The organism is Rheinheimera sp. SA_1 (genome assembly GCF_001669775.1).
Taxonomy (GTDB): domain Bacteria; phylum Pseudomonadota; class Gammaproteobacteria; order Enterobacterales; family Alteromonadaceae; genus Pararheinheimera.
Map to the genome: position 1 here is coordinate 313281 of NZ_LXWK01000018.1, position 16421 is coordinate 329701.

The following is a 16421-nucleotide window of genomic DNA, read 5'->3' on the forward strand; positions in this document are numbered from 1 at the left end:
CATCCACGAAGCACTCCATATGAAAACTGTATTAATCCTCGGCGCGAGTGGTGCCGTTGGCAGCCAATTACTGGCGCAAGCGTTGCTTCACCCTGATGTTACCAAGGTCGTAGCTCCCACCAGACGCCCCTTGGAACCGCATCCAAAATTAGCAAACCCAATCATTGATTTCGAATCTCTCCCCACAAATGCCCCATGGTGGCAAGCGGATATCGCATTCTGCGCCCTGGGGACGACGCTAAAACAAGCAGGTTCAGCACAAGCTTTTTATCGTGTTGATCACGACTACATTGTACGCAGCGCCGAACTAACACACGCCGCCGGCACCAATACATTCGTGTTGAACTCCACCCTGGGCGCAGCGGTGGATGGCTTTGGCCTGTATCTGAAAACCAAAGGTGAAACTGAGCGGGATGTCGGATCTTTGGGTTTCACTTCGCTGACCATTGTGCGGCCGTCGTTACTTGATGGCGCTGTCAGAGCTGATAGACGAATTGGTGAAGCGGTTGGTTTAGTGCTCAATCGATGCCTGGGGAAACTTGTACCCATCAAATGGCGAGCCATCTCTGTAGAGAAGGTTGCAAAGATGATGCTTAGCGCCGGGTTATCCGCAAATCCTGGCCTTCGGGTGATTGAATCTGCAGAAATTCATCAATCTTTTGATTAGCGATGTTTTTGGCGGGTTTTATCTTTGGGTGGCGGGTTTGATTCGTTCTTGCCATTATTTCAAATAAAATTCCAATTTAGGAACAAACTTGCACAATCTGCCCGAAAAGTGGATGGCATGTTTTACCTTCCTCTCTTAAAACCTTTACATAACATTTAAATCATGAATTGGTCATGTTTCTGAAGGCAAATCGGGTTTTATCCTCATAAAAAAAATGCTGTTATGGTCGTGGAAAAACCCACAACAAGGACAGTACTTATGAAAAACTCAACAAAGAAAAAAACTTTAATTGCAGCAGTAGTCTTCGGTGCAGCATTTTTTGCGGCCAGTTCTTATGCTAATCATTGTGCGGCTGACACTTGGTTCTGCACTATGTTTCCAAGTACCGCTTATTGTTTAGAATGCCATCAGATGTAATCGGGCGGTCGGAGGTCAATGTTATATGTGATAACATTGACCCTGTGCTCTAGAGCTCCATATAGCTTAAAAAGCGAACAGCAGAGCAGCCAGAAAAGGACGCAGGCAAGGCGTGTAAATTGCGCAATAGTTGTACCGTTGAATTGCGTCTTTCTCAACTGCAATACATGGCTGTCCTGCTTTATCGGAAAATCTATGTTAAGAGGTCTGAAAGAGGACCACCACAGCGAACGGCTCATTGGACAGCCGCCAACCCTGGTGTTTTTTTGATGTAATATTGCCCCCAAGGAGATGAACATGGCCCGTCAAAGTATTAGTATTTCTCTCAGCCAGCCCAATGATGAATGGTTGCAACAACAAGTCGGCGCAGGCGCTGAATACAGCAGTAAAAGCGAGCTGATCAACGAATTGATCCGTAACACCCGTCATGCCGAGGCGCTGAATCAGAAACTCTTAGCGGCTGAGCAAAGCGGTTTTACTAGCCAAAGCCCGATCGGGATGCTACAGGAATTTAAACGTGACCTTGCCAACAGTGGTTGAAGTCGAGCTATCAACACTGGCAAAAGAAGACTTGCGACGGATTTATAGCTACGGCGTGCAGAGCTTTGGGGCAGAGCAAGCAGAGCAGTACTTTAACGCATTTTTCAATATGTTTGACCAGATTACGCAAAACCCGTTTTTATACCCAAAATCATTGACGATGCGGGTAGGCGGCAACTGAACGAAGCCCCAGGAGCATAGCTGTTCTATGTGACTGGGTCGGACTGACGCTTCAGTGAGTGAAGGCGGCCAACAACCCCGCAACTTCAAGGATGACGGGTATATACCAATCCATCGACCACATCAGGCCTAGCTATCGTCGCTGTCGCTGCGGCAGTGACCATATTTACTACCGGATCCAAGGCAACAAAGTACAAATCATGGCGATTATTGGTGCGCAGGATTTGCAGTATTGGTTGGGGTAAGTCAGTTAAAAAGTGGCTGTCCAAAATTGCCTCATTTAGCCGATAGAAATTTAGTCGACCAAACGATGTGACTGTCGATGATTTTTTTCCTTCGGTTAGTTCCAGACAATCTTCTCAGCCGACATCGATGACACAATCTTAACTTGGTTGGCTGTAACCAAATCTTGTGTGTTTGCGGTAAATTCATTAAATGAAATTTGCGGGTCGACGGCATCAACACCAACCCAGGCATTTTTCTGCGATTTTTTGGCGGCATACAAGCAGATATCTGCGACATCAATCACTTGATTCCAGGAGAATGTTGGGCTGTCGCCTGCTGTTATCGGATAACAGGCGAAACCTATAGAGCAGGTCATATTGATTGACTGACTTTCGCTGACGGCAAAGGCGTGTTGTTCGACCGTTTGACGCAGGCGCTCTGCGTAAGCTGCAGCATTTTGACGGTTCATCTGGCGCATCACCACCAGGAACTCTTCGCCACCCCAACGAATGGTATAGTCGCTGCTTCGAAACACCTGTTTCAGCAGTTCACTGACACCAATAAGAATAAGATCACCGGCGGTGTGACCGTAGTTGTCATTGACCATTTTAAAATGGTCCAGATCAAGCAGCAAAAACACAAAATCCTGCTCATTGCTGTCGGCCGGTACTTTGGTTAAATCCTCCGGTAATTTTTGCATCAGAAAACGCCGGTTATGCAGTTTGGTGAGTGGATCGGTTAGGCTTTGTGTTTCCATCACAGTATACGCCCGTTCCAGTTCAATATTTTTGGCCGCTAATTCCCGGGTACGATCTTTGACTAACTGGTGCAATTTCATGTTCAACTGCATTTGCAGCCGACGTCGGTAGATCATAAAAAGCACACACAACAACAGGGCGACCAATACCGCGCCGACATTACGCTCAAATTCGGCCTGTTTGGAGATTTGGTCCAGCAGCTTTAATTCTTTTTCATGACTGATGGCTAAAAGTTTCTGCTCATTGGCCAGTGCTTCAATTTTTCGATCTTTTTGCAGTGACTCGTTTCTGGATCGCAAGGCAGCTATTTTCTGGTCACTTTCGCTATTAAACACTTCATTGTTCAGTTCGCTATAACGGCGGTGCGCCATTAACGCTTTAGCAAACTTACCGGCCTGTTGGTAAATATCCGCCTGCAGTTTATATAGTTGACTCAGGCTGGATGTATTTTCCAGTTCAGCGGCAATACCGATAGCTTGCTCAGTGTAATCAAGCGCGGCGGCAATATTACCCTGAGCCAAATAGGCTTTGGCCAGATTTTGCCTCGGTTTTACCGCCGTTGTTTTATCACCGCTGGTCGTGGCTAGGGCCAGTGCTTGGGTTGATAGTTCAATCACTTTGGTAAAATCAGACTTGGCTAGATAATAGTCTGCGGAGCTATTTAGCCCCTGAGCGATTAAATTTTTATCATTGAGTTGGGTTGCGATGGCCAGGCCGCGGGATAGGTTGGTGAGTGCGGATTGGGGATCATCTAAATCTTGTTGTATCGCTGCGATATTCAAAAGTGCCAGCGCTTCACTTTGAACGTCATTTAAAGCAACCGCAAGGTCGAAGGATTCAAGATAGATATCAAGTGCCGGCCGGGTTTTACCTAATCGGTTATAGGTGACACCAATGTTGTTAAGTAATGCTTGTTGTGCGCCTTTATCACCACGGGATTTATGCAGATCCAACGCGGTTAACATCACTTCAAGAGACTCTTCATACCGTGATTGGTTGGCGTAAACAATACCCAAAATATTGAGTACTTTACCGACCATCAATTGATTGTTTTCTTGTTCCACTTTGGGTTGAATGCTTTTAAGCAATTCAATAGCTTCTGCGTACTTACCCATGTAGTAATAGATAATGGAAATTTCATAATCTATTTGCAAGGCGGCATCGGCTAAACTTTGCTGTGCAGCAATGCCGCCTGCGCGCTGAAAGTGCCTTAAAGCGCCATCATAGTCCGACTTAATCCGTGCGATAACCCCCTGAATTTTCAGCGATTGGACTTGTAAGTTGTAATCATGAATACGCTGTGCGCCCGCAGCTAAAGTTTCGGCATTCACTGTGGCAGCATCTAATAAACCTTGGCCAACTTGTAAGGTTGCCAGCAGGTGCAAGGCGTCCAGATAAGCAAAATCCTTTTTCTCTCTGGATCCGAGTAACTCAACCAGGCTGTTGGCTTGTTGTAAGGCGTACGGCGGATCCTGCTTAAAATTTTCTTTGACCAATTGCTGAAGTATGGTGATCTTGCGATCGAAGGTTGCCGCTGGAAGTTCAGCTTCAAGTTGTTGCCGGATTTGTGCCGCGGTATTGCTGTACGCCGCGAATGAACAACATAAGATAAGCAAGATGAAAATGCGCATACACTACTCCGATGTTGTTACGCCACAGGACAGTGCTGTCTGTAAACAAGCTATGCTATTCGTTAATTCACGCTCTGAAAAGATAAGATTTCCTACTTACAGCAGACAAGTGCTGGTTGTTTGCCATGTCTTTATAGTAACTCTATGCGCTTTCATTTTGCGCAACATATTGATAAAAATAGAAAATAACTCTGCACTTCAGTGTAAATGCTAAAAGCCAAAAGTTCTAAGTGTAGAGTTCCACAAGATTTTAGGACACCACAAATCAGCTGTTTTGAGCTAACGTCATGGTGGGTCTGTCCAAGATTGCTTACTGAGATATGGACTGCAGGTTCTAAGTCACCAGACTAAAATCGACCAGTTTTTATTGGAGACACCAGCATGCAACCATCGACCGCTTTCGCATGACACCAACGCCATTAGCTCCTTTGCCAAACAGGCTTTAGTAGCGGAAGGGTTTGAGCTGCGGCATTAAAACTGAGCTAGTGATTTAGTCCCGAAAAAGAGCTTGCCGTTTCTGAATAGCTGTTTTAAGTTGATTGTGAATAAGTTACAACTGTAATGAAGTTGCCGGAAAAGGAATTCGCTGGAACAGGAAGTTTGATCGTCGCCGCAAAACTTAACTCTCCCACCAGTTGCAAATCAGTTTCACTAGTAATGGTGGCTTTGCCACTGGCCACTGAGCCAAACACAGCAGTAAATTTCAATTGGTCCGATACTGGTGACATTCAAAGGGCTAGGCGCTCTGCAATTTTCTCTAGCGTCGAGTCAAATTTAAACAGGACAAAAGGCAACATAGCAAAACTATTTTTCTCAGCATTACATAAAATGTTTCACTTAAACGCCCCTTCACTTTCCACCTTCCCCCCTTAAAAAGAGCTTGCTGTTTATCAAAAGCTGCACTAATTTGGATTTACAAATCTTATAGCTGTTAAAGAAGTTGCCGGAGAAGGATGTTTGGCAAGTTCGTTATTCTTGGCTTACTTTGCCTTTAGAGCTTCTAAAACATATTCCGTACTCTTCTTTTTGAAATTTCAGACTTACTTGGGGCAGGGCAAAACCAGCTCCTAAAGGACCAAATAGGAATTTGAAGGAGAATTTCATGGGTGATGAAAACACGGATAACCATCAACCTGCTTCCATTGAAACCCTGGAAGCCAGAAAACGAATTGTTGCAGAACTTACGAATACTTATAAGGCTGAACGCTACGTCTACCTTTCAGTTTCTATTCTCTCTTTTATATTAATCGTTTTTCTTGCATTCGACCTCTACAAAGAAAAAAAAATTAATACAGAACAGTTAGTCATTTTTCTTGGCCCTGCAGGATTTTTGACTTATGCGGTTTCACGTATTCTCTTTATGTGGTCCAACTCTCTTAAAATCATATTTACAGGAAAAATTTAATCATGGATACTGATAAATTAAATTCAGAATATGAAAACCTTAAAGAGACCTTAAATTTTTACAAAATAGAAAAAGTCGCAAAAACCAGTCGCTTGCTCAGTATATTATTCATTCCATTACTTTTCATACTATTTGTATACGGCGGATATAAAATAAACAATCTTCGTCATGAGATCAGCATACTTGAAATTCAGGAAAGACACGCCATTGGCAAGTCCAAAAAAATACAAGAAGAAATTGTTGAACTGCAAAAAGAAAAGGCTATAGCAGAAGCAGATCTGATAAAGGCATTGGGTTATTCTCCAGCATTTATTGAAAAAGAACTAAATGACGATGCACAAAGCACAGCAATAGCGGCGAACACTGCAATAAAAGACATTACCAAAAGTAGCTGGAATAATAAAAAAGGTATCGAAGTTTACTACTACAACAAAACCATTGATGAAAAAAAAATTGTCGTAGGGCTTGAATCCTTGGGATATAAATTCATAGCTGCAACCCCAGGCAAATATATGAATAAAAAACAGACTAATGCCATATGGTTCGGCAGTGATGTTCCACTGGACGATATAAAAGTGGTTGCGCTGGCATTAATAAGGGCTGGAATTCAAATAAAGGCGGTTCGTCCCTATAGAAATTCAAAAGAAAAACCAGACTATAAAAGCAATCGAATAGAAGTAGGAGCATCAATTGATATTGAAAGAAGTAACCCACTAACTATCGATGAAATAGTCAATGCCAAAGAATTCACGCGCTGAATATTTATTCCGCCAAAAACTGTTATTACAATAATATTGAAATTTAATAAAAACAAAAGATGGTATTCATCAATAATTAAATCCAGATAGGGTGACATATTGCTGTAACTTTAGTATTACATTGAAATTTCAGATTACCGCCACTTTGGCACTTTTCAGAACACACGAATTTTGGGAGGCTCTGATATGAAAACTTTGTATCAGTACGCAATAGTCAGGTTTTTACCTCATGCACAGACAGGCGAATTCGCCAACGTCGGCATTGTGCTATGCGCCCCCGATCAAGCTGTGTTTGAATTCCGGCTGGCACCCGCCCGCTTTGCCCGCGTCACGGATTTTTTTGAAGATGTCGACGGCAAGTTATACAAAACCACCATCAACACGGTGCAAACCGAGTTAACCCGCATCCAAGACTATGCCGCCACAGTGTTACCCAAAGAGTTGGTCGCCGTGATGCAGGAATTAGTGCGCCCTAGGGAAACGCTGGTGCATTCTTTTGCATTAGCTCAGACCTTCGCACTGTGCTGGTGGATAAAAAACCTGCTGCCATTGCCGACCAGTTATTTGAACAACTGGTACACTGGACATTCCTGACCGAAACCTATCGGGAACAGCTGATGGTGCGCGCCATCCGGGCGCAGCTGAAAACAGAAAAGCTGACCCATTTTACACAACAGCCGCTGATCGGTCGTTTTGAAGAAATCACCTTGCCGCTGGTCGCCAAAACCAACGACACCTTTGTGATCCGCCCGCTGGCCTTCCAGCAACAAAACGCCACCAAAATGATGGATCACGCCCAAACCTGGCTCGGTCGCTTTGCGCGTTTAGCGCAAAATGATGTGCTGAAAACACAAAATATCCTGTTACCGCTGCAAGGCCCAACCAATACCAACCCAAAACTAACCGGCGCATTTTTTGAGGTCAGCCGCGAGTTCGAACAGTTAGGTTTTTATACCATCCCACATCATGACACCAAAGCCATTAGCACCTTTGCCAAACAGGCGTTAGTGGCAGATGGGTTTGCGCTTCAGCATTAAAGCTACGTAGATGATTTAGTCCCTAAAAATAGTTTGTCTTTTTACAAAAGCTGTTTTAGTTTGGTTAAATCATCGACACGCTGCGTTATGGATTCTTTCTCACCGCAGTATGGCCAGCAGGGAGCGCCATTTGAAAGACATTCACGCCGAAAAGAAAATTGCCGTACTTATCGACGCGGAAAACGCACAATATTCCCTACTTGGTGCTGTGTTAGCAGAGCTTGCCAAACATGGTCACATTATTGTGAAAAAAGCATATGGCGACTGGAGTTCACAGCACCTTAAAAACTGGAAAGAAACGCTGAATGAGTTAGCGATCAATCCAGTGCAGCAGTTCTCGTACACTCAAGGTAAAAACTCTTCCGATGCTGCAATGATTATTGATGCAATGGACTTACTCTACTCCAACAAATTTGATGCATTTGCACTGGTTTCGAGTGACAGCGATTTCACCAAACTGGCTTCAAGATTAAAAGAATCGCAAATTTACGTATTTGGCGTTGGTGAGCAAAAAACACCGATAGCTTTTCGTAACGCCTGCGACGACTTTATACGAACCGAAGTACTACGCGCACCAGAAGCAGAAGAGCCAATAGAAATAGTACCAGCAAAGCCACAGTCCAATGGGCAGAGTAACAAAAAAACAAAACGCGATTTATGTTGTGACACCCGTTTAATCAATATTTTACGTAATTCTGTGCGCGACAACGCAGACGCCGAAGGTTGGGCGCAAGTAGGCGGCTGTGGTTCGCTTATCAAACGGCAATACCCGGACTTCGATACCCGCACTTATGGATTCCCAACCTTTACTCAGCTATTTGATGCCACTGAATTATTTGAAATGGATAAACGGAAGTCTGGACATTCGAGGTTGTTGGATATTTACGTAAAGGATAAAAGGGCTTAAGTAAAAATACCGCCAGTAGGTTTAAATTCGTTCTATACACTATTATGTATTTTGATGGCATACGTCCTACATCTAGAACGCAGAAATTTTGAGCCCGCTCAATTAATAAGACTAGCAAATAGAGCTTTAGCTAATATGACAAATTTCAAAAGAAAAATATCTTTCAGAATGAGCACTATAATATCTGCAATTTATCTAATACTATGCGTATTTCTTGCATATCAGCTATTCTATGGGGAAACGACGAGCAAAGTAGAAAATTTGATAGGCGGCGCATTTGTAACTATGCTTGCTGTTACAATTCAGCATCTTGTGAACATAGAAGATCAAAGAAACAATGAATTCTTGAAAAAGCATAGAATAATAAACATTCTTGAAAGAAGAGACGACAAAGAGTATTACAAAAAAATTGTAAGCAATTCAAACAACAGTATTGACATGATGTTTTATACAGGCAGAAGATTCGTAGATGATTTCTGCCATCATACAGAAGGTGACAATTACTTAGTAAAAGCACTAACAAGAGGAGTAAAGGTTAGAATGCTGCTCGCCTGCGAAAATAATGTAGAAGATTCCGAACGTGGAGATCTAAACAAAACAATAGAAAAATTAAACAAAACAAAATCCATCTACAATGAACTCCTGGAAATCAGACAGTACAGTACAAAGCCATCCCATAACATTTTCGCCACAGAACAAGATATTATTGTTGGCCCATACTTTAACCTAAGTGGACGAAGGTATAATCATTCTATTCACTTGCTTGCTCAGGCTCCATATGCTGCTGGTTACAAAATGTATTTCGAAGAAATATGGAGCCAGTCAAAACCATGCTGACGATAAATATACCATCTAGAATTCATATTACACTAATAGCAATGCATGAATGTGACTTAAGAAAGAACGGAGGCATAGGGTTCTCTATACAAAATATGGGAGCTCAGGCAAAATTTTATACATCACAAGAAAACAACGTGACCATAGAAAATAGAAAAGAAAATTGCAAAAAATCTATGGAAATAGAAAATATATTAAATAACATCTGCAAATTTATGAATCTAAATAAATTCGTAGAAATACATGTCAGTAATTTACCAGATTTTCATTCCGGACTTGGCAGCGGAACATCGCTGATACTTGCGTGTATTGAAGGATTACTAATTATAAACGATGTTACATATGAAGATAGAGATCTTATAAATTTATCAAATAGAGGTGGAACTTCAGGAATAGGTATACAAACTTATTTCACGGGTGGATTTATTCTAGATGTCGGAGTAAATTCAAACAATACTCGCCACTTACCGTCATCATATGCCGAAAACATTTCCCAACTTCCATCAGTAATTCATAGATCACCCATGCCAGCATGGAAAGTCGGAGTAGTTATCCCTGACGTTTTTTCCAAAATAGATGGGGAGATTGAAATGAATTTTTTTAATCGCGTTTGTCCAATACAAAAAAATGAAGCGCTTGAAGCATGTTATCTAAGTGTTTTCGGCGTCACTGCGGCTATTGTTGATAATAACTATAATTCTTTTGTTAAATCTATATCTAGAATTCAAAAAACTCGCTGGAAGAACGAAGAAATAAATGAACATTCTCTAGCATCACAGCAAATTGAATACCTATTACATCTTGGTGCGGATTGTGCAGGAATGAGCAGTGTCGGTCCTGCCTTGTATTTTTTTGCTAAAAATATAAGTGAGATAAAAAGTAATTTCATAGATAGATACGGAGGCTACGGTTTTGTTTCAGACATGAATAATACTGGGAGAACTGTATGTTTGAACTAGTATTCTTTACTTCAAATAGAACTAAGACGATTCATGCTCGCTATCTATGTCGTGATTACGAAGTAAAAATAGTAAATTTTAGAGAAAAAACCTACCATGCAAACTATAAAGAACCAAGGACAAATGATAGGACAGCATTGCTAGAAGATAGTTTTTCAAGTGCATTGGAACAAGCAAAACGAGCTGGAATGGATAATCAGCCTTTTATAATTGAAGATACATCTGTTGTAATTCACGCTCTTAGTAAAGAGCAAGAGTTCCCTGGGACAGACGTAAAATACTGGATGCAAGACACAAAATTCGAAGACATAGATTTTGAACTATACTTTAATGGAAATGATAGAAGTGTAACAGTTCGATCTGACCTCCTACTTTACATACCTAAGGTGGGCACTTTTACTTTTACAAGTAGCACAGATGGGAAAATAATTGAAAGACAAAATGACGAACTAGAAACAAATACGATATACCCGTGGCTAGACAACAAAACATTCAACAAATGGTTTTGCCCTGGAAAAGAGAGTGTTTGCATAAGTGAGCTACCTATAGATATTGCTGATAAATATGATTTTAGACGAGATGCATTCTCTGCGATGCTCAACAAAATAGCATCCCTCGGAATAGTTAAGAAAATAAGTCCAGACAAGTACTATCCAAATCATACAAAATTTTATGACGAATCAAGCTGCCATATAGTCGTAGGATTAACATGTTCAGGGAAATCGACAATTGCTGCACATCTCTCCCAAAAATTTAACTTCTTCCATATTGAAGCATCTGATTTCATGCATTTAATATATCTAGAAACTCATGGAGAAAAAAGCGAAGTAAAAATTGGTGCGTTTGCCAAGGATTTGCTAGCCGTCAAACCAACAGAAGTTGCAAAAAGAGTTTTGAATTTCTTGGAGATCTATCACTGGCCAAATATTGTTATAACAGGTTTTAGGAAAAAGGAAGAAGTTCACTTTATAACCGAAAACTTGATAGCGGGGTCTATAAAAAAAGCGTTTATCGAAGCTCCAGCAGAAACGAGACGGGAGAGGCATGTAAAAAGAAACAGAGATATCTCTGGTTACACTCAAGAAGAATTTAGCATACGAGATTCCAGAGAATTGGAAATGGGCCTGGAAGCAATTCAAGGAGATAGCTCAGTGTTAAAGATTAGTAACGCCTCCTCCATAACAAGATACCAAACAGCATATGAAAAAAAGATGGATCCAAAAACTTTTCACATTGATTCATTTACAAATACAGAAAAAATAGAAGACCTTAGATTAAAAGACTTAATTGTTATCGCATTATATAAATCTAAAAACAAAGGCGAGCAAAGCGAGTTTCTTACCACAGGTGAAATATGGAAGATAGTAAACAATACAACACCTTTGGAAAAGCCGAAATTCATTAACAATGTAGCCCGTTTATTAAATAAAAATTTCGATGTTTTTTTTGAAGTAAAATACGATCCAAAAAACAAAAAGAAACTTTACAGATTATCAAACACAGGCACAGGCCACGCACGAACGATAATTGCTAGGTGCACATTTGATAGCAGCAAAACATAAAGAATTTTACTTCAGCTCATGAATTAAATAAAATTAATTATTCTCAAAAACTTAAATTACTAAAAAATACATATTATATATTATTTACTGCACAATAATTTAAACGTCGCATATAAAAAATACATAACAATTTATTTTTTATATACGTCAATTGCATATAAACACAATATTGCAAATTTTGTAACTCAATCCAGCATTAATAGAAATCACCCTGCCATCAAAAACGTCCGATAAGAACTATTCCCCGTTACCAACTGATAAGGATACCCCAAATCCTCCAAATGCCCTTCAATCTCAGCCGGATCAGCAATCTCAAACCCAGCCAATACATCGCCAGTGGCAGCCCCATGGTTGCGGTAATGAAACAAAGTGATATTCCATTTTTCACCCAAGGTGTTGAGGAAGTTCATCAAAGCGCCGGGGTATTCCGGGAAGTTAAATTGGTAGACCTGCTCTTGCACTAAACGTGGTGGCATGCCGCCGATCATGTAGCGGACGTGCAGTTTGGCGAGTTCGTCGTCGGAGAGATCCTGGAAGTCGTAACCGGCGTCGAGCAGTGCTTGGGTCACTTGTTTCAGCTCTTCCGCGCCGCTGCGCAGTTTGATGCCGACAAAAATATGCGCTTTGTTATCACTCGCATAACGGTAGTTAAACTCGGTGATGGCGCGGCCGCCGAGGGTTTCGCAGAAGCGGCGGAAACTGCCTTTTTCTTCCGGAATAGTCACGGCGAACACCGCTTCTTTTTTCTCGCCGAGTTCACAGCGCTCAGACACATAACGCAGCGTATCAAAATTGAGGTTCGCACCCGACAGCACAGCGGCGAAGTTTTGGCTGTGGTCGGCGGTGGCGGCATATTTTTTCAAACCGGCCAGCGCCAAGGCTCCGGCCGGTTCGGCGACAGCGCGCAGGTCTTCAAAAATGTCTTTAATCGCGGCGCAGATTTCGTCGCTGGAGACTGTGACCACATCGTCGCAATACAGCTGCGCTAACTTAAAGTTTTCGCTGCCGATACGTTTTACTGCGACACCGTCAGCGAATAAGCCAACTCTTGGCAAAGTCACCGGCGCGCCGTTCAGCATCGCCACTTCTAAACAATTGGCATCATCCGGTTCGACGCCAATCACCCGCACATTCGGCAGCACGGCTTTGATATAGACCGCCATGCCCGCCAGCAAACCACCGCCGCCGACCGGGATAAATACCGCGTCGAGCTTGTTGTGCTGGGTCAATAATTCTTTGGCAACAGTGCCTTGGCCTGCGATGACGTCGGCATCGTCGAACGGCGGAATGTATACCGCGCCCTGCGTTGCCGCCAGTTCAATGGCAAAACGGTTGGCTTCATCAAAGGCCGTGCCGTGCAGCATCACATGGCCCCCACGTGCGCGCACCGCCGCCACTTTAATTTCCGGCGTAGTGATGGGCATCACAATAGTGGCATTCAGGCCGAGCTTGCTGGCCGACATTGCCACGCCTTGGGCGTGATTGCCAGCCGAAGCACACACCACCTGAGCGGTTGGGTTTTGCAACGCCACTTTATGCAGTTTATGAAAAGCGCCGCGTAGCTTAAACGAATACACCGGCTGGTGATCTTCACGTTTTAAAAACACGTGATGACCCAGCCGCTGCGCCAGTTTTGGCATCGCTTGCAGCGGTGTTTCCACCGCCGCCTGATACACCGGCGATAGCAGAATTTCGCGTAAATACTGCTGTTGCAGGGTTAGCGCTTCGCTTTCGGTTAAATCGCTTAGCGGATAATTTGGGTTGCGGATTGATGCTGATGCTTCAACGCCAGGCGTTTGATCCGCATGGGCTTCAACCGAGAGCATTTCAACCGCCGGATCGACTAATACCACTGAAGTTTTTAAGGCCGCCTGACTCATACATCTTCCAGCTTCGATAAATCGCGCACTGCGCCTTTGTCGGCCGAACTTGCCAATAAGGCGTAAGCCTTCAGCGCCGGGCTGACTGAGCGTACGCGATCAAGGGGTTTCCAGCCGAGTTTGCCTTTGGCATCCATCGCTTCGCGGCGAGTTTGCAATTCGGCGTCGCTGATGCGGATTTGAATGGAGCGGTTTGGAATATCGATATCGATGCCGTCACCTTCCTGCACCAGCGCAATGGCACCGCCGCTGGCTGCTTCCGGTGACACGTGGCCAATCGACAAACCTGAAGTGCCACCCGAGAACCGGCCATCAGTGATTAAGGCGCAGGCTTTGCCGAGGCCCATCGATTTTAAGTAGCTAGTTGGATACAACATTTCCTGCATACCCGGGCCGCCTTTTGGCCCTTCGTAGCGGATAATCACCACGTCACCGGCGACGACTTTACCGGCCAGAATGGCGGCGACTGAATCGTCCTGGCTTTCAAAAATCCGCGCCACGCCGTTAAACACCAGGTTGTCTTTATCCACACCAGCAGTTTTGACGATACAGCCATTCGGCGCTAAGTTGCCGTACAGCACGGCCAAGCCGCCGTCTTGCGAATAAGCGTTTTCTTTGCTGCGGATACAGCCTTCAGCGCGGTCGTCGTCCAGACTTGGGTAACGGCAACTTTGTGAAAAGGCCTGAGTGGTGCGGATGCCGGCAGGTCCTGCGCGGTAGAATTCTTTTACCGCTTCGTCCTGGGTGGTCATGATGTCAAAGCGTTCTAACACATCACCGAGCGAGCTGCCCGCCACGTGCGGCGTATTTGGGTTCAATAAACCAGCGCGATTGAGTTCGGCCAGAATGGCGATGACGCCGCCAGCGCGGTGCACATCTTCCATATGATATTTTTGCGTCGACGGCGCCACTTTGGATAAATGCGGCACGATGCGCGATAAACGGTCGATATCGTTCATGCCAAAATCGACTTCGGCTTCAATGGCGGCGGCGAGTAAATGCAGCACGGTATTGGTGGAGCCGCCCATTGCGATATCCAGCATCATGGCGTTTTCAAAAGCGGTTTTATTGGCGATGGAGCGTGGCAGTGCGCTCACATCATCGTTTTTATACCAGCGGTTGCAGAGATCCATAATGCGCGAACCGGCACTGATAAACAGCGCTTTACGATCGCTGTGGGTCGCCAGCATCGAGCCGTTGCCCGGTTGGCCTAAGCCTAAAGCTTCCACCAAACAATTCATTGAGTTAGCAGTAAACATGCCCGAGCAGGAGCCGCAGGTTGGACAGGCGCTTTTTTCAATTTTCTCGCTGTCTTCATCGCTAACGTTCGGGTTAGCGGCTGACACCATGGCGTCGACCAAATCGAGCTTGATAATTTGATCAGACAGTTTGGTTTTACCGGCTTCCATCGGCCCGCCTGAGACAAAAATGGCAGGGATATTCAGGCGCAGCGCGGCCATCAGCATGCCAGGAGTGATTTTGTCGCAGTTGGAGATACAGACCATGGCGTCGGCGCAGTGGCCGTTCACCATATATTCGACTGAGTCGGCAATGATTTCGCGTGATGGCAGGCTGTACAACATACCGCCGTGACCCATCGCGATACCGTCGTCGATGGCGATGGTATTAAATTCTTTGGCGATACCGCCCGCTTCTTCAATGGCTTCGGCCACTAGCTTGCCGAGATCGCGTAAATGCACATGGCCAGGGACAAATTGGGTAAAAGAGTTCACCACGGCGATGATTGGCTTACCGAAATCGGTGTCTTTGACGCCAGTGGCGCGCCATAACGCGCGGGCGCCCGCCATATTGCGGCCTTCGGTGGTGGTGGCTGAACGTAATTTAGGCATGCGGTTTACTCCTGCATTTCTTTAAAAATAGGCTGACGTGTTGTTCAAGGCTCGACAGCGGATAATGTGAAAATTGTTCAGGGCCACTTGGTTGTTTGCCATCGCCTGTGGCGATAGTCGTGCCGGGCTTTGCCCGTGCTGTTATGGGTCGAGCTTTTCTAGCTTCGGAACTTTTGGGGTCAGAGTCGTACTCTGACCCCAAAGATCTTTATTTTTTCATCGATACATCTGGTTTTGGTGGCGGATGGCGCTTCGCTGATCCGCCCTACGGTGGTTGAAGTTGGAAATAATCTAGCTTTAAACGCCGTAATCTATGCCGCCATTTCATCTATTTTAATGCGTAGGGTGGATAAGCGCAGCGCCATCCACCATCGGCAATTCCCAATGCATCATGGGTTATTCGTTTATACCACCATGTGGCGTACTACCCTTCGGGTGAGTACGCCCTACGGTTTGGCGCAATATTCAAGCGTAGGGCGTACTCACCGCGTCAGCGGCAGTACGCCGCACACGCCGAACTTGCCGCTCCCCATCAAGCGCGTAACACCGCCGCGGCTGGTGCGTGCAATTCCAGATGTTGCACATCGTATAACTTATTCAGCTGTGCCGTCAGCAGGCTGATCGGTTTGTCGCTTAGAATATTTAAAGTCACTAATAAACCATTGTTGTCGGCCATCGGTTTCATTTCCAGGCCGCACAGCTGAAAACCGCGGTAACGGGTGACTTGTAATAAACGTTCAACCGCTACCACTTCTAAACCGGTCTGGATCGTTAAGGTATGTTGGGTGCTCATTGAATTGGTGCTCAT

General features: G+C 44.3%; 16 protein-coding genes. 12 read left to right on the forward strand and 4 right to left on the reverse strand.

Going from position 1 to position 16421, the window contains the following annotated elements; all coding sequences use genetic code 11:
• The first annotated feature begins 19 nt into the window (after positions 1 to 19).
• The 4 genes from A5320_RS19095 to A5320_RS19105 all read left to right on the forward strand — a co-directional run bounded on the left by A5320_RS19095 (position 20) and on the right by A5320_RS19105 (position 1805).
• Positions 20 to 667, forward strand: coding sequence for an NAD-dependent dehydratase (locus tag A5320_RS19095; RefSeq protein WP_068068894.1), 648 nt, complete (start codon positions 20 to 22; stop codon positions 665 to 667).
• 258 nt (positions 668 to 925) lie between these two features.
• Positions 926 to 1084: a hypothetical protein gene (locus A5320_RS22040; protein ID WP_157606089.1), complete on the forward strand. Its 159-nt coding sequence runs from the start codon at positions 926 to 928 to the stop codon at positions 1082 to 1084.
• 297 nt (positions 1085 to 1381) lie between these two features.
• The gene (locus A5320_RS19100) at positions 1382 to 1624 is read left to right on the forward strand and encodes a ribbon-helix-helix domain-containing protein (protein WP_068068897.1); all 243 of its coding nucleotides are present in this window, start codon (positions 1382 to 1384) and stop codon (positions 1622 to 1624) included.
• On the forward strand, positions 1602 to 1805 hold the full coding sequence (locus A5320_RS19105; RefSeq protein WP_231916784.1) for a type II toxin-antitoxin system RelE/ParE family toxin: 204 nt from the start codon (positions 1602 to 1604) through the stop codon (positions 1803 to 1805). The genes A5320_RS19100 and A5320_RS19105 overlap by 23 nt, the downstream gene beginning before the upstream one ends.
• A gap of 339 nt (positions 1806 to 2144) precedes the next feature.
• Here A5320_RS19105 and A5320_RS19110 read toward each other — a convergent pair whose 3' ends face one another.
• On the reverse strand, positions 2145 to 4418 hold the full coding sequence (locus A5320_RS19110; protein WP_068068900.1) for a GGDEF domain-containing protein: 2274 nt from the start codon (positions 4416 to 4418) through the stop codon (positions 2145 to 2147).
• A gap of 1102 nt (positions 4419 to 5520) precedes the next feature.
• On the opposite strand from A5320_RS19110, the gene A5320_RS19120 reads away from it, so the two are divergent.
• The 8 genes from A5320_RS19120 to A5320_RS19155 all read left to right on the forward strand — a co-directional run bounded on the left by A5320_RS19120 (position 5521) and on the right by A5320_RS19155 (position 11883).
• A complete protein-coding gene (locus tag A5320_RS19120) occupies positions 5521 to 5823 on the forward strand; it encodes a hypothetical protein (RefSeq protein WP_068068908.1) in 303 nt (100 codons plus the stop codon).
• A gap of 2 nt (positions 5824 to 5825) precedes the next feature.
• Complete coding sequence (locus tag A5320_RS19125) at positions 5826 to 6581, forward strand: hypothetical protein (RefSeq protein ID WP_068068912.1); 756 nt, start codon at positions 5826 to 5828, stop codon at positions 6579 to 6581.
• Positions 6582 to 6767: 186 nt separating this feature from the next.
• The gene (locus A5320_RS19130) at positions 6768 to 7175 is read left to right on the forward strand and encodes a DUF3037 domain-containing protein (protein WP_068068915.1); all 408 of its coding nucleotides are present in this window, start codon (positions 6768 to 6770) and stop codon (positions 7173 to 7175) included.
• A complete protein-coding gene (locus A5320_RS19135) occupies positions 7109 to 7618 on the forward strand; it encodes a hypothetical protein (RefSeq protein WP_157606092.1) in 510 nt (169 codons plus the stop codon). Before A5320_RS19130 ends, A5320_RS19135 begins: the two co-directional genes overlap by 67 nt.
• Before the next feature lie 130 nt (positions 7619 to 7748).
• Complete coding sequence (locus A5320_RS19140) at positions 7749 to 8525, forward strand: NYN domain-containing protein (RefSeq protein WP_068069131.1); 777 nt, start codon at positions 7749 to 7751, stop codon at positions 8523 to 8525.
• Between the two features lie 135 nt (positions 8526 to 8660).
• Positions 8661 to 9362: a hypothetical protein gene (locus A5320_RS19145; RefSeq protein WP_157606095.1), complete on the forward strand. Its 702-nt coding sequence runs from the start codon at positions 8661 to 8663 to the stop codon at positions 9360 to 9362.
• The gene (locus A5320_RS19150) at positions 9356 to 10321 is read left to right on the forward strand and encodes a beta-ribofuranosylaminobenzene 5'-phosphate synthase family protein (RefSeq protein ID WP_068068924.1); all 966 of its coding nucleotides are present in this window, start codon (positions 9356 to 9358) and stop codon (positions 10319 to 10321) included. The genes A5320_RS19145 and A5320_RS19150 overlap by 7 nt, the downstream gene beginning before the upstream one ends.
• The gene (locus A5320_RS19155; protein WP_068068926.1) at positions 10309 to 11883 is read left to right on the forward strand and encodes a non-canonical purine NTP pyrophosphatase; all 1575 of its coding nucleotides are present in this window, start codon (positions 10309 to 10311) and stop codon (positions 11881 to 11883) included. The genes A5320_RS19150 and A5320_RS19155 overlap by 13 nt, the downstream gene beginning before the upstream one ends.
• Before the next feature lie 206 nt (positions 11884 to 12089).
• Here A5320_RS19155 and ilvA read toward each other — a convergent pair whose 3' ends face one another.
• The 3 genes from ilvA to ilvM all read right to left on the reverse strand — a co-directional run bounded on the left by ilvA (position 12090) and on the right by ilvM (position 16421).
• Complete coding sequence (gene ilvA, locus A5320_RS19160) at positions 12090 to 13598, reverse strand: threonine ammonia-lyase, biosynthetic (RefSeq protein ID WP_231916791.1); 1509 nt, start codon at positions 13596 to 13598, stop codon at positions 12090 to 12092.
• A gap of 161 nt (positions 13599 to 13759) precedes the next feature.
• The gene (gene ilvD, locus A5320_RS19165) at positions 13760 to 15613 is read right to left on the reverse strand and encodes a dihydroxy-acid dehydratase (protein WP_068068929.1); all 1854 of its coding nucleotides are present in this window, start codon (positions 15611 to 15613) and stop codon (positions 13760 to 13762) included.
• Positions 15614 to 16145: 532 nt separating this feature from the next.
• Positions 16146 to 16421, reverse strand: coding sequence for an acetolactate synthase 2 small subunit (ilvM, locus tag A5320_RS19170; protein ID WP_231916785.1), 276 nt, complete (start codon positions 16419 to 16421; stop codon positions 16146 to 16148).